At 73.3% G+C, this 21,324-nt stretch carries 16 protein-coding genes; 4 read left to right on the top strand and 12 right to left on the bottom strand.

Annotated elements, in window-relative coordinates:
* The first annotated feature begins 80 nt into the window (after positions 1-80).
* Positions 81-1,667: a stealth conserved region 3 domain-containing protein gene (locus tag P0L94_02215; protein WES64897.1), complete on the top strand. Its 1,587-nt coding sequence runs from the start codon at positions 81-83 to the stop codon at positions 1,665-1,667.
* On the opposite strand, the gene P0L94_02210 is transcribed toward P0L94_02215, so the two are convergent.
* The 5 genes from P0L94_02210 to rsmI form a co-directional block, all read right to left on the bottom strand.
* Complete coding sequence (locus P0L94_02210) at positions 1,615-2,532, bottom strand: phosphodiesterase (GenBank protein ID WES64896.1); 918 nt, start codon at positions 2,530-2,532, stop codon at positions 1,615-1,617. The genes P0L94_02215 and P0L94_02210 overlap by 53 nt on opposite strands.
* A gap of 139 nt (positions 2,533-2,671) precedes the next feature.
* On the bottom strand, positions 2,672-3,517 hold the full coding sequence (gene rsmA / locus P0L94_02205) for a 16S rRNA (adenine(1518)-N(6)/adenine(1519)-N(6))-dimethyltransferase RsmA (protein ID WES64895.1): 846 nt from the start codon (positions 3,515-3,517) through the stop codon (positions 2,672-2,674).
* Between the two features lie 48 nt (positions 3,518-3,565).
* The gene (locus tag P0L94_02200; protein WES64894.1) at positions 3,566-4,459 is read right to left on the bottom strand and encodes a TatD family hydrolase; all 894 of its coding nucleotides are present in this window, start codon (positions 4,457-4,459) and stop codon (positions 3,566-3,568) included.
* A gap of 202 nt (positions 4,460-4,661) precedes the next feature.
* Positions 4,662-6,239, bottom strand: coding sequence for a methionine--tRNA ligase (gene metG / locus P0L94_02195; GenBank protein ID WES64893.1), 1,578 nt, complete (start codon positions 6,237-6,239; stop codon positions 4,662-4,664).
* An 89-nt stretch (positions 6,240-6,328) separates the two neighbouring features.
* Positions 6,329-7,153 carry a 16S rRNA (cytidine(1402)-2'-O)-methyltransferase gene (rsmI, locus tag P0L94_02190; protein ID WES64892.1) on the bottom strand — a complete coding sequence of 275 codons (825 nt, stop codon included), beginning with the start codon at positions 7,151-7,153 and terminating at the stop codon, positions 6,329-6,331.
* A 49-nt stretch (positions 7,154-7,202) separates the two neighbouring features.
* Between rsmI and P0L94_02185 the strand changes: the two genes are divergently transcribed.
* Positions 7,203-8,795: a phospholipid carrier-dependent glycosyltransferase gene (locus P0L94_02185; protein ID WES64891.1), complete on the top strand. Its 1,593-nt coding sequence runs from the start codon at positions 7,203-7,205 to the stop codon at positions 8,793-8,795.
* Between the two features lie 19 nt (positions 8,796-8,814).
* Here the strand turns inward: P0L94_02185 and P0L94_02180 are convergent, their stop codons facing one another.
* From P0L94_02180 to hemE, 6 genes are read right to left on the bottom strand one after another with little or no spacing between them, the layout of a single operon-like run.
* Positions 8,815-10,158 carry a glutamate-1-semialdehyde 2,1-aminomutase gene (locus tag P0L94_02180; protein ID WES64890.1) on the bottom strand — a complete coding sequence of 448 codons (1,344 nt, stop codon included), beginning with the start codon at positions 10,156-10,158 and terminating at the stop codon, positions 8,815-8,817.
* Positions 10,155-11,141, bottom strand: a complete 987-nt coding sequence (gene hemB / locus P0L94_02175; GenBank protein ID WES64889.1) for a porphobilinogen synthase — start codon at positions 11,139-11,141, stop codon at positions 10,155-10,157. The genes P0L94_02180 and hemB overlap by 4 nt, the downstream gene beginning before the upstream one ends.
* Positions 11,141-12,067, bottom strand: coding sequence for a hydroxymethylbilane synthase (gene hemC, locus P0L94_02170; protein ID WES64888.1), 927 nt, complete (start codon positions 12,065-12,067; stop codon positions 11,141-11,143). The genes hemB and hemC overlap by 1 nt, the downstream gene beginning before the upstream one ends.
* Positions 12,064-12,735 (bottom strand): chlorite dismutase family protein, encoded by a 672-nt coding sequence (locus tag P0L94_02165; GenBank protein ID WES64887.1) that lies wholly within the window; start codon positions 12,733-12,735, stop codon positions 12,064-12,066. Before P0L94_02165 ends, hemC begins: the two co-directional genes overlap by 4 nt.
* Positions 12,736-12,739: 4 nt before the next feature.
* Entirely contained in the window at positions 12,740-14,011 is a 1,272-nt protein-coding gene (locus P0L94_02160; protein WES64886.1) for an FAD-dependent oxidoreductase, read from the bottom strand.
* Positions 14,001-15,071 carry a uroporphyrinogen decarboxylase gene (gene hemE, locus P0L94_02155; protein ID WES64885.1) on the bottom strand — a complete coding sequence of 357 codons (1,071 nt, stop codon included), beginning with the start codon at positions 15,069-15,071 and terminating at the stop codon, positions 14,001-14,003. Before hemE ends, P0L94_02160 begins: the two co-directional genes overlap by 11 nt.
* Before the next feature lie 61 nt (positions 15,072-15,132).
* Between hemE and P0L94_02150 the strand changes: the two genes are divergently transcribed.
* Positions 15,133-16,374: a glutamyl-tRNA reductase gene (locus P0L94_02150; GenBank protein ID WES64884.1), complete on the top strand. Its 1,242-nt coding sequence runs from the start codon at positions 15,133-15,135 to the stop codon at positions 16,372-16,374.
* A gap of 33 nt (positions 16,375-16,407) precedes the next feature.
* Here P0L94_02150 and P0L94_02145 read toward each other — a convergent pair whose 3' ends face one another.
* Positions 16,408-17,244 carry an aldo/keto reductase gene (locus tag P0L94_02145; protein WES64883.1) on the bottom strand — a complete coding sequence of 279 codons (837 nt, stop codon included), beginning with the start codon at positions 17,242-17,244 and terminating at the stop codon, positions 16,408-16,410.
* Between the two features lie 64 nt (positions 17,245-17,308).
* Here P0L94_02145 and hrpA point away from each other — a divergent pair, with 64 nt between their 5' ends.
* Positions 17,309-21,295: an ATP-dependent RNA helicase HrpA gene (hrpA, locus tag P0L94_02140; protein WES64882.1), complete on the top strand. Its 3,987-nt coding sequence runs from the start codon at positions 17,309-17,311 to the stop codon at positions 21,293-21,295.
* The last annotated feature ends 29 nt before the right edge of the window (positions 21,296-21,324 follow it).

Here is a 21,324-nt window from a genome sequence, read left to right as displayed (position 1 = left end):
CCGGGAAACGTCGCCGTAATAGAGCGCGCCTAGTGTGTGGCCACCGGCCACGTGCGCCCCCGGCCGGGGAGGAGGATGCCATGCCCGCGCTGTCTGCGCTCCCGCCGCTGCCGTCGCCGGCCACACGACTGCTCGATCGCGAGGACATCGTGCTCGAGCGCGGAATGATGCACCTCGTGCACGACTCGACGACCCCGGCCGACGCGCGCATCGCGGATCTGCTGCTGGTCGCCGCCGCGCTCGAGGAGGCGGGGATCGAGCCGCTGCTGATCCGGCAGAACCGGACGCTCCCGGCGCTCGTGGTCGACCTGGCCGCCGCCGAGGCCGCGATGACGGCGATCGCCGCCGTGGCAGCGCGCGAGCCGCTGTACGCCAAGACGAAGAACCGGCCGGCGGTGCTCGCGCAGGACACTCGCGCGCCGGCAGCCGAGCCGACGACGATCCGCTTCTTCCGACCGCGGATCACGGCGTCGGGCGGACGGCGGTACGGCGCCTCCGTCGGCGCCCGTGTGGAGTTCTGGCGCTTCGGCGACGAGACCGTCGACGCCCCCGCGGCCAACGCGCTGCTGCGCAAGGTCACGCCGGCGGAGGACGTCGCCTTCGACCGCGTCGAGCGGTACGGCCGCTCGTGGCGCACGGTCGCGGGCATGTTCGACCCGCAGCCCGACGAGTTCACCGGCGAGGTCGACCTCGTCTTCTCGTGGGTCGACGGCTCGTCGAGCGACTTCCAGCGCCAGCGCGCCGCGCAGATGGCCGAGTACGTGGTGGGTGAGGGCGACGAGGGACCCGCCCGCTACCGGCACGTCGACGAGCTGCGCTACGCCCTGCGCAGCGTCCACATGCACGCGCCGTGGGTGAGGCGGATCTTCATCGCGACCGACTCCCCCGCACCGGCGTGGCTGGCCGAGCACCCGAAGGTGACGATCGTGCGCAGCGAGGAGTTCTTCGCCGACCCGAGCGTGCTGCCGACCCACAACTCGCACGCGGTCGAGGCTCAGCTGCACCGCATCCCCGGCATCGCCGAGCACTTCCTGTATTCCAACGACGACATGTTCTTCGGCCGCGCCGTCGAGCCCGAGCTGTTCTTCTCGTCGGCGGGTGTGACGAAGTTCGTCGAGTGCGGCGTGCGGATCGGCCCCGGAGCGCCCGACGTGCACCGCAGCGGACACGACAACGGCCTGCGCGTGAACAGGGCCCTGCTGCGCGAGCGCTTCGGACGCACGATCGTGCGCGACCTGGAGCACTGCGCCACGCCCCTGCGGCGCAGCGTCATGGCCGAGCTCGAGGAGACCTTCGCGGAGGACTTCGCGCGCACCGCGGCATCGCGCTTCCGCAGCGCCACCGACATCTCGGTGACCAACAGCCTGTACCACTACTACGCGCTCATGACCGGTCGCGCCGTCTCGACGCGGCGCCCCCGCGTCGAGTACGTCCAGACCACGCTCGCGAACTCGCTGCGGCGCATGGACCGGCTCGCGGAGCGCACCGACGTGGACATGTTCTGCCTGAACGACGGCGGCAGCAGCGAAGTCCCCGAGGAGCTGCGCGTGCCGGCGCTGCGCGCCGCGCTGGAGCGGATGTTCCCCGTGCGCGCCCCGTGGGAGAAGACCGAGATCAGCGAAGAAGAGCGCGCGGCTCGATCGGCGCATCCCGCCGGGCGGGGCTGATCGGGGCGATCCCGGCGTCCCGCAGGCGTCGCCGGGCCTCGTCGGGGTCGATGTACTCGAGCGTCTGAGGCGCGTCGACGGGCACGACCGAGTGCACGACGGTGTCGTCGTACAGGTGCACGAGGTTGAACGCCTGCGCGCCGTCCTGCGGGCGCGTGCCACCCGTCGGGACCGTGAGGTCCTGCGCGTAGCAGGTCGACGAGGCGACGGAGACGGGGATGCCCGCGAACGTCGCGAAGGTCGAATAGTGCAGGTGGCCGGCGATGATGGCGCGCACGTCGGTGCCGCGCAGCACGCGCGCGAGACTCCGCTGGTCGCGGAGCTCGACGGTGGCGGCCAGCGGCAGCACGCTCGGCACCGGCGGGTGGTGCATCGCCAGGATCGTGCCGAGCGGCGCGGGGGTCGCCAGCTCGTCGGCGAGCCACTCCAGCTGCTCGTCGCGCAGCTGTCCGTGGTGCGCGCCGGGGACGGTCGAGTCGAGCGTGATCAGGCGCAGCCCGTCCAGCTCGAAGGCGCGGTCGACCGGACGCATGTCGGCCGAGGCGTCGTCGAGCAGCGCGGCGCGGAACGCCGCCCGGTCGTCGTGGTTGCCCATGACCCAGAAGACGCGCGTGCCGAGTCGCTCGACGAACGGCTCGACGAGCCCCCGCAGGTCGGCGTACGCGCGCTCCTCGCCGAGATCGGCGAGGTCGCCGGTGAAGACCACGGCGTCGGGACGGATGCCGGTCCCCTCGATCGCCCGCAGCGCCCGCTCCAGGCGCTCTGCGCCGTCGACGAGGTCGAACAGGCGCGAGTCCGCGCGCAGGTGGGTGTCGCTGATGTGCAGCAGCACGCGCTCGGGGTCGGGGTACTCGGCGGTCCGCATCCGATCTTCTCCTCCGCCCCGCGGATGGAACGAGGCTCCGGGGAATGTTACAGGCATGTTTCGTACCTGCGGGCCACCGCCGCGTGAACACTCGGCGAATTCGCCGTGCCGGAGGTGCCGGCGGCGTCGGCCGGCGGCGTCAGCCGGCGGCCAGGGCGATGCGCACGAAGTCCTCGATCGCCAGCTCTTCGCCGCGCGCGGTGGGGGCGACCCCCGCCCGCTCGAGCAGCTCGGACGCCTGCGCTGCGCTGCCGCCCAGCCTCGACGCGAGCGCCTGACGGAGCATCTTGCGCCGCTGCTGGAACGCGGCGTCGACGATCGCGAACGTGCGACGCCGGAGCTCCTCGTCGCCGCGGGGCTCGTCGTCGCGCTCGAACGCGACCAGCACGCTGTCGACGTTGGGGACCGGCCAGAAGACCTGGCGGGACACCGAGCCCGCCAGCCGCCACGGGCCGTACCACGCGGCCTTGACGCTGGGAGCCCCGTACACCTTCGATCCCGGCGGCGCCGCGAGGCGCTCGCCCACCTCGGACTGCACCATCACGACGCCACGCCGGAGTCCGGGGAACGTCTCGAGGAAGTGCAGCAGCACCGGAACGCTGACGTTGTAGGGAAGATTCGCCACGAGCACGCTCGGGTCCCCCGGCAGGTCGGTCACCCGCAGGGCGTCGGCGTCGACCACGGTCAGCGCGCCGGCGGACACGCCGTGGGCGGCGGCGGTGGCGGGCAGCCGCTCGGCGAGGCGGTGGTCGATCTCGACCGCGGTCACGCTCGCTCCGGTCTCGAGGATCGCCAGCGTCAGCGAGCCCAGGCCCGGACCGACTTCGACGACCCGCTCGCCGTCGCGCACGTCCGCCACGTGCACGATCTTGCGCACCGTGTTCGCGTCGACGACGAAGTTCTGCCCCAGCTTCTTGGTCGGGGTGACGTCGAGCTCGGCGGCGAGGGAGCGGATCTCGGCGGCACCGAGGAGAGACACGGACATGCGTTCACCCTACCCAGCGGCGGGTGCCGTCCCCGGGCGCGACGGGCGTCACACCGGCTCGAACGGTCCGTAGACCTCGAGCGTGTTCGCCGCGATCTGCGCCGCCAGCGCCTCGGCGTCCATCCCGAGCTCCGCCGCCATGAACCGCACGGTGACCGGGATGAGGTACGGCGCGTTCGGACGGCCCCGGTGCGGCGTGGGCGTGAGGAACGGGGCGTCGGTCTCGACGAGGATCCGCTCGCGCGGCGTCACGGCGAGGGCGTCGCGCAGGTTCTGCGCGTTCTTGAACGTCACATTGCCGGCGAACGACAGGTAGTAGCCGCGATCGGCGGCGATGCGCGCCATCTCCTCGTCGCCCGAGAAGCAGTGGAACACCGTGCGGTCGGGCGCTCCGACCCGCTCGAGCGTCTCGAGGACGGCATCGTGGGCGTCGCGGTCATGGATCTGCATCGCGATCCCGTGCTTCTTCGCCAGTGCGATGTGCGCCTCGAAGCTCGTGAACTGCGCGGGGAGCCCCGCCTCGTCGGTGCGGAAGAAGTCCAGCCCCGTCTCGCCGATCGCCCGCACGCGCGGCTGCGCGGCGAGCTCGTCGACGACGGCGATCGCCTCGTCGAGGCGCCCGGCATCGGCGTAGGCGGGGGCTTCGTTCGGGTGGATCGCGACGGCCGCGAGGACGCGCGGGTGCGACGCCGCCGCCCACGCCGACCAGCGGCTGGACTCGATGTCGCCGCCGGCCTGCACGACGCCGATGACGCCGACCTCACCGGCGCGCGCCAGCTGCTCGTCGAGCGTGAGACCGCCGTCCGGTCCATCGGCGATCTCGAGGTGGGCGTGGTTGTCGTAGGTCGGGATGCCGAGGGGTTCGGGCGCCGCCGGGTAGCTGACGTCGCGCGAACCCTTCTCGCGCTCGCGCACGTACTGGCTCGGGTCGGGCTGGCTCATGCGTTGTTCCTCTCCGGCGGCATCCGTCGTCCCCGGCATCCGTGTCCCCATTCTGGTCGCCTGGCGCCGGCTCGAGCGACCAGAAGTGGGACACGCTCCATCCGGCTCGGGCCGGCACCGGGGGCCGTGTCCCGAATCTGGTCGCGCCGGCGGCTCGCATGCGGCCAGAAGTGGGACACGGATGCCCCGGCGCGCGGCGACGTCAGGCGTGCTGCTCGACGCGCGGGAACAGCGGCGAGAGCCCGTTCACGCTCGTGCCGGGCGTGAGCACGCCCCACGCGCCCGCCTCGCGGATCGGCTGGTCCTGCAGCCGGCCGAGCATCTCGGCCGCACCGAGCGCGACCCACAGCTTCTCGGTCGCCGCCGGCATCACCGGCGACAGGAGCGTCGCGAGGGCGCGCAGACCCTCGGCGCACGTGTAGAGCACCGTCCCCAGGCGCGACCGCTGGGCGTCGTCCTTCGCGAGCGCCCACGGCTCGTTGTCGGTGATGTAGCCGTTGAGCTCGTCCACGATCGTCCAGATCGCCGAGATCGCCTCGTCGATGCGGAACCGGTCGATCGCGGCGTCCGCCGCCGCGGCGGCATCCGCCACGGTCCTCTGGATCCCGAGGTCCGCCTCGGTGTACCCGTCCGGCGGCGGGACGATGCCTTCGTAGTACCGCTCGATCATCGCGACGGTGCGCGATGCGAGGTTGCCGAAGCCGTTGGCGAGCTCGGCCTGGTACCGCGCCGACAGGTCCTCCCACGAGAACGAGCCGTCCTGGCCGAAGGCGATGGCCGACAGGAAGTAGAAGCGGTACGCGTCGGAGCCGAACACGTCGGTGATCTCGGCGGGCGCGATGCCGGTGAGCTTCGACTTCGACATCTTCTCGCCGCCGACCAGCAGCCAGCCGTGCGCGAACACGCCGCGCGGCACCTCGACACCGGCGGCCATCAGCATGGCCGGCCAGATCACCGCGTGGAAGCGCAGGATGTCCTTGCCGACGATGTGGTACGCCGGCCAGCGCCGCGCGAACTGCTCGGGATCGGTGCCGAAGCCGACGGCCGTGGCGTAGTTCAGCAGCGCGTCCACCCACACGTAGATGACGTGCGACTCGTCCCACGGCACCTTGATGCCCCAGTCGAACGTCGAGCGCGAGATCGACAGGTCCTTCAGTCCGCTCTTGACGAAGGAGACGACCTCGTTGCGGGCCGACTCGGGGCGGATGAAGTCCGGTACGGTCCTGTACAGCTCCAGCAGCCGGTCCTGGAACTCGCTGAGCTTGAAGAAGTAGTTCTTCTCCTGCAGCAGCTCCAGCGGCTTGGAGTGGATCGCGCACACCTTCAGGCCCTCGAACGCGCCGGTGCCGTCGAGGATCTCGGCCTCGGTCTTGAACTCCTCGCAGCCCACGCAGTACAGGGCCTCGAACTCGCCGGCGTAGATGTAGCCGCGGTCGTAGATCGCCTGCACGAACTCGCGCACGCGCTCCTCGTGGCGCGGCTGGGTGGTGCGGATGAAGTCGTCGTTGGCGACGTCGAGGGTCTCCAGCAGCGGATACCAGGACTCGGCGACGAGCCGGTCGACCCACTCCTGCGGCGTCGCGCCGTTGGCGGCGGCGGCGCGCATCATCTTCTGGCCGTGCTCGTCGGTGCCCGTGAGCATCCAGGTGTCGTCGCCGGCCTGGCGGTGCCAGCGGGCGAGCGCGTCCACCGCCACGGTCGTGTAGCCGTGGCCGATGTGCGGCACGTCGCTCGGGTAGTAGATCGGCGTCGTGGCATAGAAGGATCGGCCGGAGGTCACCAGAAGAGTCTAGTTCGCCCCTGCGCGTCCCCCCGACGCCTGTGACGATCGGGCCCGCGGACCGGCGCCGGAACAGGCCCGTCGTCACATTACGACGACCCGCGAGCGGCCAGCGTCGCCTGGTACAGCTCGCGCGACGAGTGCCCCGTCGCACGCGACACCTCGGACGCAGCCTCCTTGAGCCGCGTACCGGCGGCGACGAGCTCGGCGACCTGGGCCACGGCGTCGGCGAAGACGACAGCCCGACGCTCGGCCCCGGCGACGACCACGACGATCTCGCCGCGCACTCCGCGATCGGCCCACGCGGCCAGGTCCGCCAGCGGCCCCCGCACGATCTCTTCGTGGAGCTTGGTGAGCTCGCGGCACACCGCCGCGCGGCGATCCGCGCCGAACGCGCCGGCCATGTCGGCCAGGCTCTGGGCGAGACGCGACGGCGCCTCGAAGAACACCAGGGTTCGCGGCTCGGCCGCCAGCTCCGCCAGCTGCGTCCGCCGCTCCCCCGCCTTGCGCGGCAGGAACCCCTCGAACGCGAAGCGGTCCGTCGCCAGCCCCGACACCGCGAGCGCCGTGATGACGGCGGACGGCCCCGGCAGGGCCGTCACCGGCACGTCCGCCGCGGCGGCCGCCGCCACGACGGCGAATCCCGGGTCGCTCACGGTCGGCATCCCGGCGTCGCTCAGCAGCAGCACGTCCTCGGTGCGGGCGGTCTCGACCAGGTCGGCGGCGCGCTCCTTCTCGTTGTGGTCGTGGAGGGCGATCAGCCGCGGCCGGTTCTCGATGCCGAGCGCGGCCAGCAGCCGCTGCGTCGTGCGGGTGTCCTCGGCGGCGACCACGGTCGCGGCCTGGAGCGCCTCGACCAGGCGCCGGGAGGCGTCGCCCAGATTGCCGATGGGAGTGGCCGCGAGGATCAGCACCCCGCCAGCCTAGACCGGGCCCGCGCCGGCCGCGCCTTAGGCTGTTCGGGTGACGACGACCGCCGAGCCGCTGCTGCCCGCGCGTCGATCGCTGCTGGACCGCTGGCACGACCTGCTGGCCTCGGATCCCCGCGTGCAGCTGCTCTACGACCGGCTCGCCCCTGTGCTCGTGGTGCTGCTGGCGGCCGCCCTGCGCTTTTGGAACCTCGCGAATCCGCACGACGCGATGAACCAGTTCGACGAGACCTACTACGTCAAGGACGGCTGGACGCTCACGCAGCTCGGCTACGAGGGGTCGTGGCCCGACGGGAACGACGCGTTCCTCGCCGGCGACGCGAACTCGTTCTCGTCCGATCCCGGGTTCGTCATCCATCCGCCGCTGGGCAAGTGGCTGATCGGCCTCGGCATGCTCGCCCTCGGCCCCGAGACCGGCTGGGGCTGGCGGTTCACCACGGCGCTGGCCGGCACGGCATCCGTCCTCGTGCTCATGCTGATCGCGCGGCGGATGACCGGATCCACCACGGTCGCCGTCCTCGCCGGATTCTTCCTCGCGATCGACGGGCTCTCGATCGCGATGAGCCGCCTGGCGCTGCTGGACGGCACGCTGACGTTCTTCGTGCTGCTGGCGGTGCTGTTCGTCGTGATCGACCGCCAGCGCACGATGGAGCGCATCGCGACGACCGTCGGGGCGCGTTTCGAGGGAGACGTGGGCCCGGTGTGGGGCCCGATCCTGTGGAACCGGCCCTGGATCGTCGCCGCCGGGGCGGCGCTGGGGGCGGCGACGGCGGTGAAGTGGTCGGGTGTGTGGGTGCTCGCGGGCCTCGGCGTGTACCTGGTGGTCACCGACGCGCTCGCGCGCCGACACGCGGGCGTGCTGCTGTGGCCGACGGATGCCGTGCGCCAGGGCGTCGTGACGTTCGTGCTGCTCGTCCCCGTGGCCGTCGCGGTCTATGTGGCGTCGTGGACCGGGTGGCTCGTCACGGACGGCGGCTACGACCGCCACGTGGCCGACGGCGACCCCGCGACGGGGCTCTTGTCGTGGGTGCCTCTGCCTCTGCAGAGCCTGTGGCGGCATCACATCACGATGTTCAACTCCGCCTCCAACATCGTCGGGGGCCACCCGTACTCCAGCCCCGCGTGGCAGTGGCCGCTCCTGCTGCGCCCGACCGGCATGTACTACCGGTTCGTCGCCGAGGGCGAGAACGGGTGCGACGTCGCCTCGGGGTGCTCGCAGTCGATCTCGAGCATGCCCAACCCGCTGCTGTGGTGGGCGGGCGTGGCGGCGGTCCTGTACCTCGTCTACCGGTTCGTCGTGCGGCGGGACTGGCGCGACGCCCTCGTGCTCACCGCGATCGGGGTCACGTACGGGCCGTGGCTGCTGTACCCCGATCGCACGATCTTCCAGTTCTACACGGTGCTGATGATGCCGTTCATGATGCTCGCCCTCGTGTTCGCGCTGCGCGACATCGCCGGTCCGCGTGACGCCGACGACTACCGGCGGCTGACCGGGCAGCGGCTGGTGTGGGTGTTCCTGTGGGTCGTCGTGGCGCTGTCGGTGTTCTGGTATCCGCTGGTGTCGGCGATGCAGATCACGTACGACTACTGGTTCATCCACACGTGGATGCCCGGCTGGGGCGCGTGAACGATGTCCCCCGGGGGCCTCATTCCGGGGCGCGCGCGGATGCCGCGGCCTTCGCCGCCGCCGGGAGGGCGTCGATGATCGCCGACAGCGCGTCGTCGTCGTGCGCCGCCGTGAGGAACCACGCCTCGAACACGCTCGGCGGCAGCGCCACGCCCTGATCGAGCATGGCGTGGAAGAACGGCGCGTAGCGCCACGACTCCTGCGCGCGGGCGTCGTCGTAGTCGCGCACCGAGCGGTCGCGGAACGCGACCGAGAACAGGCTCCCGGCTCGCGAGATCACGTGGGCGACGCCCTCGGCGGCGAGCGCGTCGTGGAGCGCCGCCTGCAGACGGATCGACGCCGTGTCGACGTGCGCGTAGACATCCGCGTCGGCCAGCCGCAGCGTGGCCAGGCCCGCGGCGACCGCGAGCGGATTGCCGCTCAGGGTGCCGGCCTGGTACACGGGCCCGAGCGGGGCGAGCAGCTCCATGAGGTCCGTGCGCCCGCCGACTCCGGCCAGCGGCATGCCGCCGCCGATGACCTTGCCGAAGGTGACGAGGTCCGGCGCGAACGGCTGCGCGCCGTTCTGCTCGAGGCCCCACCAGCCGGCCGGGCCGACGCGGAAGCCGGTGAGCACCTCGTCGAGGATCAGCAGCGCCCCGTGCGCGTGGGCGGTGTCGGCGAGGAACCGGTTGAAGCCGGACTCGGGGACGAGGACGCCCGCGTTGGCGCCGGCGGCCTCGGTGATGATCGCGGCGATGCGGCCCTCGTGCGCGGCGAACGCGGCCTCGACGGCGGCGCGGTCGTTGTAGGGCAGCACGAGCGTGAGCGCGGCGATGTCGGCCGGGACGCCGGCCGAGCCGGGCAGCCCGAGCGTCGCCACCCCGGAGCCGGATTCGGCGAGCAGCCCGTCGGAGTGACCGTGGTAGTGGCCGGCGAACTTGATGATGACGTCGCGTCCGGTCGCGCCGCGCGCGATGCGGATCGCGGTCATGGTCGCCTCGGTTCCGGTGGAGACCAGGCGCAGCCGGTCGATGCCGCGCACACCCCCGATCGTGAGCCGGTCGACGACGAGTTCGGCGAGCTCGGTCTCACCCGGCGTCGACGCGCCGAACGACAGTCCCCGCGCCGCCGCCCGCTGCACGGCGTCGACGACCTCGGGATGAGCGTGTCCGAGCAGGGCCGGTCCCCAGGACGCGACGAGGTCGACGTACGAACGCCCGGTCACGTCGGTGATGCGGGGGCCTTCGGCCGACACGACGGACAGCGGCGTGCCGCCCACCGAGCCGAACGCGCGCACGGGCGAGTTCACGCCGCCCGGGATGACGGCGCGGGCCCGAGCCGCGGCGGTGTCGTTGGTCAGGGTCTGCGCGGGAGTGCTCATGCGCGGGAGATCCTTTCGGCGACCTCGATCGCCCAGTAGGTGAGGACGGCGTCGGCGCCGGCGCGGAAGATGCTGACGATCGATTCGTCGATCGAGCGCTCTCGGTCGATCCAGCCGTGCGCGGCGGCGGCCTCGATCATGGCGTACTCGCCGCTGATCTGGTACGCCCACACCGGCACGGGACTGGACGCGGCGGCATCCGCCAGCACGTCGAGGTAGCTCATGGCGGGCTTGACCATCACGATGTCGGCGCCCTCGGCGACGTCGAGCGCCACCTCGCGAGCACCCTCGCGGCGGTTGCCGGGGTCGAGCTGGTAGGTGCGGCGGTCGCCGTCGAGCGAGGACTGCACCGCCTCGCGGAACGGGCCGTAGAACGCCGAGGCGTACTTGGCGGCGTAGGCCAGGAGCGCGACGTCGGCGTACCCGGCGTCGTCGAGCGCGGCGCGCACGACGCCGGTCTGGCCGTCCATCATGCCGGACAGGCCCAGCAGGTGGGAGCCGGATGCCGCCTGCGCGAGCGCCATGTCGGCGTAGCGCTCGAGGCTCGCGTCGTTGTCGACGCGTCCGTGCGCGTCGAGCACGCCGCAGTGACCGTGGTCGGTGAACTCGTCCAGGCACAGGTCGGTCTGGATCACGAGGGCGTCGCCGACCTCGGCGGCGGCGACCTCGGTGGCGACGTTGAGGATGCCGTCGGCGGCGGTCGCCCCCGAGCCCGTGGCGTCCTTGTGCTCGGGCACGCCGAAGATCATCACGCCCGACAGCCCGGCGTCGGCGGCGCGGTGAAGCTCCGCCTTGAGGGAGTCCAGGGAGTGCTGCACGATGCCGGGCATCGACGAGATCGGCACCGGCGCGTCGGCGCCTTCGCGCACGAACACCGGGAGCACGAGCTTGGCGGGGTCGATGCGGGTCTCGGACACCAGGCGCCGCCACGCAGGGCTCTGGCGCAGACGCCGGGGACGGACGGCGGGGAACGACTCGGACATCAGTCCTCCTGTGATGCGGGCTGTGCGCCCAGCGGCGCGAGATCGGCGGCGCCGAGCCCCAGCAGTTCGGCGGCGACGCGCTCGGCCAGCTCGTCCTCGACGCCGGCGTCGAGGACGGTCGCGTGCGAGCTGGTCAGGTGCGCCGATCCGTCGAGGCGGTAGACGCGGGCGGTGAGGAAGAGCATGTCGTCCTCGACGAAGGCGCGTGCGCCCACGGGCGCGGCGCATCCGGCCTCGAGCCGCGCGAGCACACCGCGCTCGGCGGCCGCCGCACGGCGCGTCGGGCGGTGGTCGATGCGCGCCGCGAGCTTCTCGTCGCCGGAGCGCGTCTCGATCGCGAGGGCGCCCTGCGCGGGGGCGGTCGGCCACGCGTCGAGGTCGAACAGCTCGGTGACCGCGGACGATCGCCCGACGCGCTCGAGGCCGGCGGCGGCGAGCACGACGGCGTCCAGGCGCCGCTCGGGCTCGTCGGAGCCGACGCGTCCCAGGCGCGTGTCGACGTTGCCGCGGATGTCGACGAGCTCGATGTCGGGCCGGCGCGCGGCCACCTGCGCACGACGGCGCGGCGACCCGGTTCCGACGCGGGCTCCCTCGGGGAGCCGATCGAGCGTCAGGCCGTCCCGCGCGCACAGCGCGTCGCGCGCGTCGGCGCGGCGCGGCACCGCGGCGACCGACAGTCCCGCGATCGGCGCCGTCGGCAGGTCCTTGTACGAGTGGACGACGGCATCCACCTCGCCTGCGAGCAGCGCCTCGCGCAGCGCCGCGGCGAAGACCCCCGCCCCGCCGAGCGAGGCGAGCGACTGCGTGCTCACGTCGCCCTCGGACTGGATGACGATCAGCTCGCCGCCCAGCGCGTCGGCGATCGTGCCGGCCTGCGCGAGCGCCAGGGCGCTGCCGCGCGTGCCGATGCGCAGGCGTCCGCTCACGCGAGCACCTCGGCGACGTCGGCCGCGGCGATGAGGCGGCCGGTGAAGAACGGGATCTCCTCGCGCACGTGGCGGCGGGCGTCCGTGGCGCGCAGGTGCCGCATCATGTCGACGAGGTCGACGACGTCGTCGGACTCCATCGGCAGCAGCCACTCGTAGTCGCCGAGCGCGAAGCTGGCCACGGTGTTGGCCTGCACCTGCGGGAAGTCGCGGCCGAGCAGGCCGTGCTCGCGCAGCATCGCGCCGCGCTCGGCGTCGGGCAGCAGGTACCACTCGTAGCTGCGCACGAAGGGATACACCGTCAGCCACTGCTTGGGCGCGAGCCCGCGCGCGTAGGCGGGAACGTGGTCGCGCGCGAACTCGGCGGTGCGGTGCACGCCCATCGCGTTCCACGTCGGCAGCAGCACGCCGAGCTCGCGGGAGCGGCGCAGGGCGCGCAGGTCGGCCTGGAGACCGTCGGCGGTGTGGCCGGTGAGCCACAGCATGACGTCGGCGTCGGCGCGCAGCCCCGACACGTCGTAGACACCGCGCACGCTGTCGACACCGTCGACGACGTCGGCGAGCAGGGGGGCGTCCGCGTCGGCGGAGACGGGGTGCGGGTCGCGGCGGAACACCGCGAACAGCGTGTAGTGCAGCGTCTCGGCGGGAGCGTCGGTCTCGGGGGTCACGGTTCTATCCTCCCTGCCCGGCCGCGGCCGGGCGAATGTGTGTCGTCTCGAGAAGGCGCGCCGCGACCGCCTCGGCGTGCGCGACGACGGCGGCCAGGCCCGTGCCGGAGGCGGTCTCCCCGACGACCGGGGTCGGTCCCTCGGGCGCGCGCTCGCCGCGCCGCCACGTGATCGCGGTGGCGTCCTCGACCTCGACGATCGGGGCTCCGAGCAGGATGCCGACGTCATGCGTCGCGATCGCCGGCGCATCGTCGGGCACGCCGTCGTACGACAGCCGCACCGCGTGGCGGCCGTCGAAGGCCTCGGCGACCCACGACCACTTCGCGGTGAGATGCGTCAGCGCCCGGGCCCGCACGCCGGGTGCGTCGGGGGCGATCAGCAGGCCCGTCCCGCGCGGTGCGCGGTCGAGCGCCGGCGCGTCGAGCACCAGGGTCACGAGCGTCAGCGCCCGGTGCCCCGGGTCCGCCGCCGGATCCGGCATCGCCCGCACGACCTCGCCCGGCATGCGGCGGCCGTCGACGACGAGCGCATCGGGCTCGACGGCGTCGACCCGCGCTCCGGTGACGATCTCGACGCCGCGCGCTGCCGCGTCCGCGGCCAGCGCCGTCGGCAGGCGGTGCATGCCGCCGCGGATGCCCGCGACCTGGCTGCCCGCCGGCGCCGCCGCGCGCAGATCCGCGATAGCCGCCGCCAGGGAGCCGTGCTCGCGCACGCGCTCGCGCAGCGCCGGGTGCGCGGTCTCGACCGGGATGGCGTCGGGCTCACGCGAGTGCACGCCGCGCACGACCGGGCCCACGAGCCCGTCGACGACGCCGGAGCCCATGCGGGCGCGCACGAGGTCGCCGAGGGTCTCGGCATCCGCTCCGACCGACGCGGGCAGCATGGCGTCCAGCTGGGCGCGCAGCGCCGCACGGCGGCCGATGACGCGCACGACGTCGGCGGCGCGCGGATCGGCCGGGATGCCGAGCAGACCCGCCGCCGGCAGCGGCACGGCGGTGCCGTCGGCGCGGTGCAGCCACGCCGCAGACGGGTTCGGCGTCACGACGTCGCCGGCCAGCCCGAGCTCGTCGAGCAGACCCGCCACGATGCCGCCGCGCGTCGCGAACGACTCCGCCGCCGCGTCCAGCTCGACCCCGCCGACGCGGATCGGCACGACCTGACCGCCGACGCGGTCGGCCGCCTCGAAGACGCGCACGCGGCGTCCGCCCACGGCCAGCCGCCGCGCGACCACGAGAGCGCCGACGCCGCCGCCGGCGACGAGGACGTCAGAGCTCATGCACGAGCTCCACGATGCGGGTCAGGACGTCGGGGTCGGTCTCGGGCGGCACGCCGTGGCCCAGGTTGACGATATGGGCGGGCGCCTCGGCACCGCGCTGCACGACGTCGCGCACGTGGCGCTCCACGAGCGCGAAGGGCGCGCCGAGGAACGCGGCGTCGATGTTGCCCTGCAGCGGCACCGAGCCGCCCAGACGACGGTTGGCCTCGTCCAGCGGGAGCCGCCAGTCGACGCCCACGACGTCGGCGCCGAGCCCGGGGAGCACGTCGAGCATCTCGCCCATGCCGAGGCCGAAGTGGATCCGGGGCACCTCGAGGCCGCGAAGAGCCTGGAAGGCGCGCTTGGAGTGCGGCGACACGCGGCGCACGTAGTCGTCGCGCGAGAGGGATCCCGCCCACGAGTCGAACAGCTGCACGACACTGGCGCCGGCGAGCACCTGCGCGCGCAGGAACTCGCCGGTGACGTCGGCGGCCCAGTTCAGCAGCGCCGACCACGCGTGCGGGTCGGTGCGCATGAGCGCGCGCGTGCGCAGCTGGTCCTTGGACGGTCCGCCCTCGACGAGGTAGCTGGCGAGCGTGTAGGGCGCGCCGCCGAATCCGATCAGCGGTGTGCCGCCGAGCTCGTCGACCACGATCGCCGCCGCCGCCGCGATCGGGGCGAGGGCCTCGGGCTCGAGCGGACGCAGGCGCAGGATGTCGGATGCCGAGCGCACCGGCTCGGCGATCACCGGGCCGCGGCCCGGGACGATCGTGACGTCGACGCCGGCGAGGAGCACGGGGACGACGATGTCGCTGAAGAACACCGCGGCGTCGACGCCGTGCCGGCGCACCGGCTGCAGCGTGATCTCGGCCGCGAGCTCGGGGTCGAGGCACGCATCGAGCATCTCGACGCCGGCGCGGCTGGCCCGGTACTCGGGCAGAGAGCGGCCGGCCTGCCGCATGAACCACACCGGGAGGGTGCCCGGGCGGTCCGCACGGGCGGCGCGCACCAGAGGCGCGCTCGCGGTGCGGCCGTCGATCAGCGGGTGGGCGGCGGGGAGGGATGTGACGACGGATGACACCCGACAAGGGTACGTGGCTTGTCTCCGTGCGGCGCACGGCTGCGCCCGGTAGAATCCCCCGGTGCTCTTCTGTCTGTCGGCGAACCATCGGAACACGGCCTTCGATCTGCTCGATCGCCTGTCCCGTGTCGCCGACGAGTCAGCCGCCGCGGCGATCACCGGCAACGACCAGGTCCGCGGCGCCGTCGTGCTCGCCACGTGCAACCGCTTCGAGGCGTATCTCGACGTCGACGACGCCGCGGCCGAGACCGGAAGCCTCCGGGACGCGGTGCTGGCGGCGCTGCCGGACCTCACCGAAGCGGATGCGGACGGCCTGCGCGCGGGCGTCGCCACCCTCACCGGCGATGCCGTCGTGCGGCACCTGTTCGCCGTCAGCTCGGGCCTGGAGTCGATGGTGCTCGGCGAGGACCAGATCACCGGTCAGGTCCAGCGCTCGCTGCTGTCGGCCCGCGAGGCGGGCACCGCGACGCCGTCGCTCGAGCAGGTGTTCCAGCGCGCCGCGCACGCCACGCGCGAGGTGCGCGCCCAGGGCGATCTCGGCGCGGCCGGGCGCTCGCTCGCGCGCGTCGCCCTCGACATGGTCGAGACGCGTCTGACCGACTGGTCGGCCACGCGCGTCCTCGTCGTCGGCACCGGGCAGTACGCCGCGACCACCGTCGCCGCGCTGCGGTCGCGCGGCGCCGACGACATCACGGTGTTCTCGGCATCCGGTCGCGCGCCGCAGTTCGCCGCGCGCTATGCCCTCGAGGCGCGCCACGACCTGCCCGCAGCCATCGCCGAAGCCGACGTCGTCATCACGTGCACCGCCACGGACGCCGTCGGCGCCGAGCACGTCACCGCCGGCCGCGCCCGCATGATCGTCGACCTCGGCCTGCCTCGCAACGTCGATCCCGCCGTGGGCGACATCGACGGCGTCGATCTGCTCGACCTCGAGCTCATCGGGCGCCACGCCGTCCTGCCCGAGCTCGCCGAGTCGGGGGCGCACGAGGTCGTCGGCTCGCATGCGCTGCGCTTCACGTCGGAGCGCGATGCGGCGCCCGCCGTCGTCGCGGTGAGGGCGCACATCCAGGAGGCCGTCGACGCCGAGCTCGCGCGACTGCGCCCCGAGGATCCTGCGACCCCGGCGATCGCAGCGTCGCTGCGGCATCTGGCGGGCGTGCTGTCGCACACACCGTCGGTGCGGGCCCGCGAGCACGCCGCGGCCGGTCGGCTCGAGGAGTTCGAGGCCGCCCTCGCAACGGTGTTCGGCGTGCAGGTCGCGCCCGCCGTCGCCGACGAACGCGACGAGCGCGCCGCCGGCTGAGGCCGGCCCGGAGGATCCGGACCGGCCCGGGTCTCAGTTGACCTCGGCCGGGTCCGCGCTCACGCGTCCCGAGTCGTCGCCCGGGTCCATCGCGTCGATCGCCGCGACCTCGGCGTCGGTGAGCGCGAAGTCGAACACGTCGAGGTTCTCGGCGAGGCGCTCGCGGCGCACCGACTTCGGGAACAGCACGAAGCCGTGCTGCAGGTGCCAGCGGATGACGACCTGCGCGGGCGTCCTCCCGTGCGCGGCGGCCGCGGCGGCGACCGGTTCGGCGCCGAAGAGGTCGTACTTGCCCTGGCCGAGCGGCCCCCACGATTCGATCACGACGCCGTTCGCCGCGGCCCAGTCGGTGATGGCGCGCTGCGGGTGCGCGGGGTGCAGCTCGATCTGGTTGACGGCCGGCACGACGCCGGTCGCCTCGACGATCTTCTCGAGGTGCGGCACGAGGTGGTTTGAGACGCCGATCGAGCGGGCCTTTCCGGCGTCACGGATCTCGATCATCTTCTGCCATGCGTGCACGTAGTTCTCGCGCGCCGGCGTCGGCCAGTGCACGAGGTACAGGTCGACGTGCTCCAGGCCGAGCTTCGCCAGGCTCTCGGCGATCGCCGCGTGCGGCTCCTCGCCGTCGTGGCGGTCGTTCCACAGCTTCGTCGTGATGAACAGCTCGTCGCGCGGGATGCCGGAGGCCGCGATCGCGGCCCCCACGCCCTCCTCGTTGCCGTAGATCGCGGCGGTGTCGATGTGACGGTAGCCGAGCTCGAGCGCCTCGCTCACCGTCCGCTCGGTGTCTGCCGGCGGCACCTTGAAGACGCCGTAGCCGAGCTGGGGGATGGTGTGTCCGTCGTTGAGGGAGACGTGGGGAATGCTCATGCCACCACCCTAGGAGCGGCGGCCGGGAGCCGGCTCCGGGGATGCCGGTTTACGATGGAGGGCTGTGTCTGCGCCCACTCCCGTCCTCGCCTACCCGCCCGAGCTGCCCGTCAGCGCCGCGCGGGACGAGATCGCGCGCGCCATCGCGGACCATCAGGTCGTCATCGTCGCCGGGGCCACCGGCTCGGGCAAGACCACGCAGCTGCCGAAGATCTGCCTCGAACTCGGCCGCACGAGGATCGCGCACACGCAGCCGCGACGCATCGCCGCGCGCAGCATCGCCGAGCGCGTCGCGGAAGAGCTGCAGGTGCCCCTCGGCTCCACCGTCGGCTACAGGGTGCGCTTCACCGACAAGGTGTCGGAGGACACCGCCATCGCGCTCATGACCGACGGCATCCTCCTCAACGAGATCCACCGCGACCGGCTGCTGCGTCGCTACGACACGATCATCGTCGACGAGGCCCACGAGCGATCGCTGAACGTGGACTTCCTGCTCGGCTACCTCCGCCGGATCCTGCCCAAGCGGCCGGATCTGAAGGTGATCATCACCAGCGCCACGATCGACCCCGAGAGCTTCGCCCGGCACTTCGCGCTGCCGACGCGGCGCGGCGGCGAACCCGAGCCCGCGCCGATCATCGAGGTGTCCGGACGCACCTACCCGGTCGAGATCCGCTACCGGCCGCCCGCCGGCACCGAGGGCGCGGCGGATGCCCGGTCCGACGGATCGGGGGACGACGTCGACGCGCTGCTGGCGGCGCTGCGGGAGCTCGATCGCGAGCCCGCGGGGGATGTGCTGGTGTTCCTCCCGGGCGAAGCCGAGATCCGGGATGCGATGGATGCCGTCCGCGGCATGTACGCCAAGGACGCCGCACCCACAGAGGTGCTGCCGCTGTACGGCCGGCTGTCGGCCGCCGAGCAGCACCGCGTGTTCGAGCGCTCCCGCGTCGCCGGCGTGCGCCGGCGCGTGATCCTGGCGACGAACGTCGCCGAGACGAGCCTGACGGTGCCCGGCATCCGCTACGTCGTCGACGCCGGCACCGCGCGCATCTCGCGATGGTCGGCGCGCAGCAAGATCCAGCGGCTGCCGATCGAGGCCATCTCGCAGGCATCGGCCCAGCAGCGGTCCGGTCGCGCCGGCCGCACGGCCCCGGGGATCGCGATCCGGCTGTATGCCGAAGACGACTTCACCGCGCGCGACGAATTCACCGAGCCCGAGATCCTGCGGACCTCGCTCGCCTCGGTGATCCTGCAGATGCTCGCCCTCGGCTTCGGCGACATCTCGGCCTTCCCCTTCCTCACTCCCCCGGACTCGCGCGGCGTGCGGGCGGCGTTCGACCTGCTCCTCGAGCTCGGCGCGGTCTCGGATGCCCGCACGGGCGGCCGCGGCGAGCGCCGCGAGACGACGGACGACCGCCGCGGGCCCCGTCTCACGGCCATCGGCCGCGACATCGCGCGCCTGCCGATCGACCCCCGCTTCGCGCGCATGCTCATCGAGGCGCAGCGCAGCGGGGTCCTGCGCGAGATGCTGGCGATCGTGGCGGGACTGTCGATCCAGGACGTCCGCGAGCGCCCCGAGGAGCGCCGCGAGGAGGCGGACCGGCTCCACGCGCGCTTCACGGACCCCACCAGCGACTTCCTGAGCCTGCTGAACCTGTGGAACCACCTGCAGGAGAAGCAGGCCGAGCTCGGCTCCAGCGCCTTCCGCCGCATGTGCCGCTCCGAGCACCTCAACTACGTGCGCGTGCGGGAGTGGTCCGACGTCCATCGGCAGCTGAGCACGCTCATGCGCACGTCGAAGGACACCCGCACCCGCAGCGCCTCCGTCGACGCGGCCGATCCGGATGCCGTGCACCGGGCGATCCTGTCGGGGCTGCTGTCGCACATCGGCATCCTGGACGAGCGCACGACGTCGTCGCGCGGGGACAACCGGTCGCCGCGGCGCGACGACCGCCGCGGCGCGGAGTACCTCGGCGCGCGGGGCACGCGCTTCGCGATCTTCCCGGGCTCGGGCCTGAAGAAGAAGCGCCCGCAGGCCGTCATGGCCGCCGAGCTGGTGGAGACCAGCCGCCTGTTCGCCCGAACGGTCGCGGCCATCGACCCCGAGTGGGCGGAGTCGCTGGCCGGCGATCTGGTCAAGCGCAGCATGAGCGAGCCGCACTGGTCGAAGTCGGCGGGGGCGGCATCCGCCTACGAGAAGCTCACGCTGTTCGGCGTCGACATCGTCCCCCGCCGGCGCGTGCAGCTGGCGCGCTTCGACCGGCCGCTCGCGCGCGAGCTGTTCCTGCGCCACGCGCTGGTCGAGGGCGAGTGGGAGTCGGCCCACCTCGACAAGCGGCTCACGGCGTTCGAGCGGCGCAATCTGGAGCTGCGCCGCCGCCTCGAGAAGGTCGAGGAGCGGGAGCGGCGCCGTGACATCCTCGTCGGCGACGAAGCGGTGTACGCCTTCTACGACGCCCGCATCCCGCGCGAGGTGTTCGACGTCCGCTCGTTCGAGACGTGGTGGCGCGACACGATCGGGCGCACGCCGCGTCTGCTCGACATGACCGAGGCGGACCTCGTCGACGAGGCGTCGCGCGGCGATGAGCGGGACTTCCCGGCGCGCTGGCAGCAGGGCGACCAGGTGCTGTCCCTCGCGTACCGGTTCGAGCCGGGAGCCGCCGACGACGGCGTCACCGCGGTCGTGCCGCTGCCGCTGCTGGCCCAGCTGCGGCCCGACGGCTTCGACTGGCAGGTGCCCGGCATGCGCGCCGAGCTCATCGCCGCCCTCATCCGGTCGCTGCCCAAGGCGATCCGGCGCACGGTCGTGCCCGCCGCGGACTGGGCCGCGCGCTTCTCGGACGAACTGCACGGCGCGGGCCCCGAGTCCCACGACGGGCTCCCACCGGTGGCCCTGACCGACGCCCTGGCTGCGCGCATCCAGCGGGTCGCCAACCAGCCCGTGACGGCCGCCGACTTCGACCTCGACCGCGTGCCGGGCCACTTGCGGCTGTCGTTCCGCGCCGTCGACGCGCGCGGTCGCGCCGTCGGCTCGGACCGCGACCTCGCGGCCCTGCAGGCGCGGCTGGCCGACCGCGCCCGCCAGTCGGTCGCGAGCTCCATCGAGCGCGCCGCGACCCGCCCGTCCGGGCCCCGCGCGCCCTCGCCCCGCGATCCCGCCTCGGCGGGCACGCCCGCCGGAGACGGCTTCGCCGAGCGGTCGGGGCTCACCGCGTGGTCCTTCGGCGACCTGCCCGAGGTGGTCGACACGAAGGTCGCCGGCGGTGTCGTGCGGGGCTACCCCGCCCTCGTCGACGAGGGCGCGTCGATCGCGCTGCGCCTGGAGTCCACGCCCGAGGCCGCCGCCGCGGCCACGGGCGGCGGCGTGCGCCGGCTCATGCTGCTCGCCGTGCCCTCGCCGGCGCCCTACGTCCTCGAGCACCTCACCAGCGCGGAGAAGCTCGCGCTCGCGGCGTCGCCGTACCCGTCGGCGAAGGCGCTCATCGAGGACTGCCGTGTCGCCGTCGCCGATGCCGTGCGCGACCGGACGGCACCCGGCGACATCCGCTCGGCGCAGGAGTTCGCCGCGGTCCGCGACGCCTTCTCGCAGGCGGTCGTCGACGAGCTGTTCCAGACCGTGTCGCTGACCGCGCGCATCCTCACGCTCGCCCGCGAGGTCGAGCGTGCCATGCGCGACGCGAATTCGCTGACCCTGCTCGGCGCCCTCGGCGACGTCAAGGCGCAGCTGTCGGGTCTCGTCTTCCCGGGATTCGCCTCGCGCACCGGCCCGGCGCAGCTGGCCCACCTGCCCCGCTACCTGCAGGCGGCCGCCGACCGCGTGCGGGCGCTGCCGGACAATCCGGGGCGCGACCGCCAGCGCATGAGCGAGTTCGAGCGGGCGGCCGCCGCGTACGCGGACGCCGGCGGCACGATCCCGCCCGCCGCCGACGCGCCGGCGGCACTCGTGCGAACGCGCTGGCTGCTCGAGGAGTATCGCGTGAGCCTGTTCGCACAGCAGCGCGGCACCGCCGAGCCGGTCTCGCTGCAGCGCATCCAGAAGTCGCTGCGGGAATAGCTGCGACGGCGCCCATGGTTCGACCCGAC

Source organism: Microbacter sp. GSS18, from assembly GCA_029319145.1.
Classification (GTDB): Bacteria; Actinomycetota; Actinomycetes; order Actinomycetales; family Microbacteriaceae; genus Microbacterium.
Note: the sequence above shows the minus strand (reverse complement) of the source record. Positions and strands in the feature narration are given on the sequence as shown.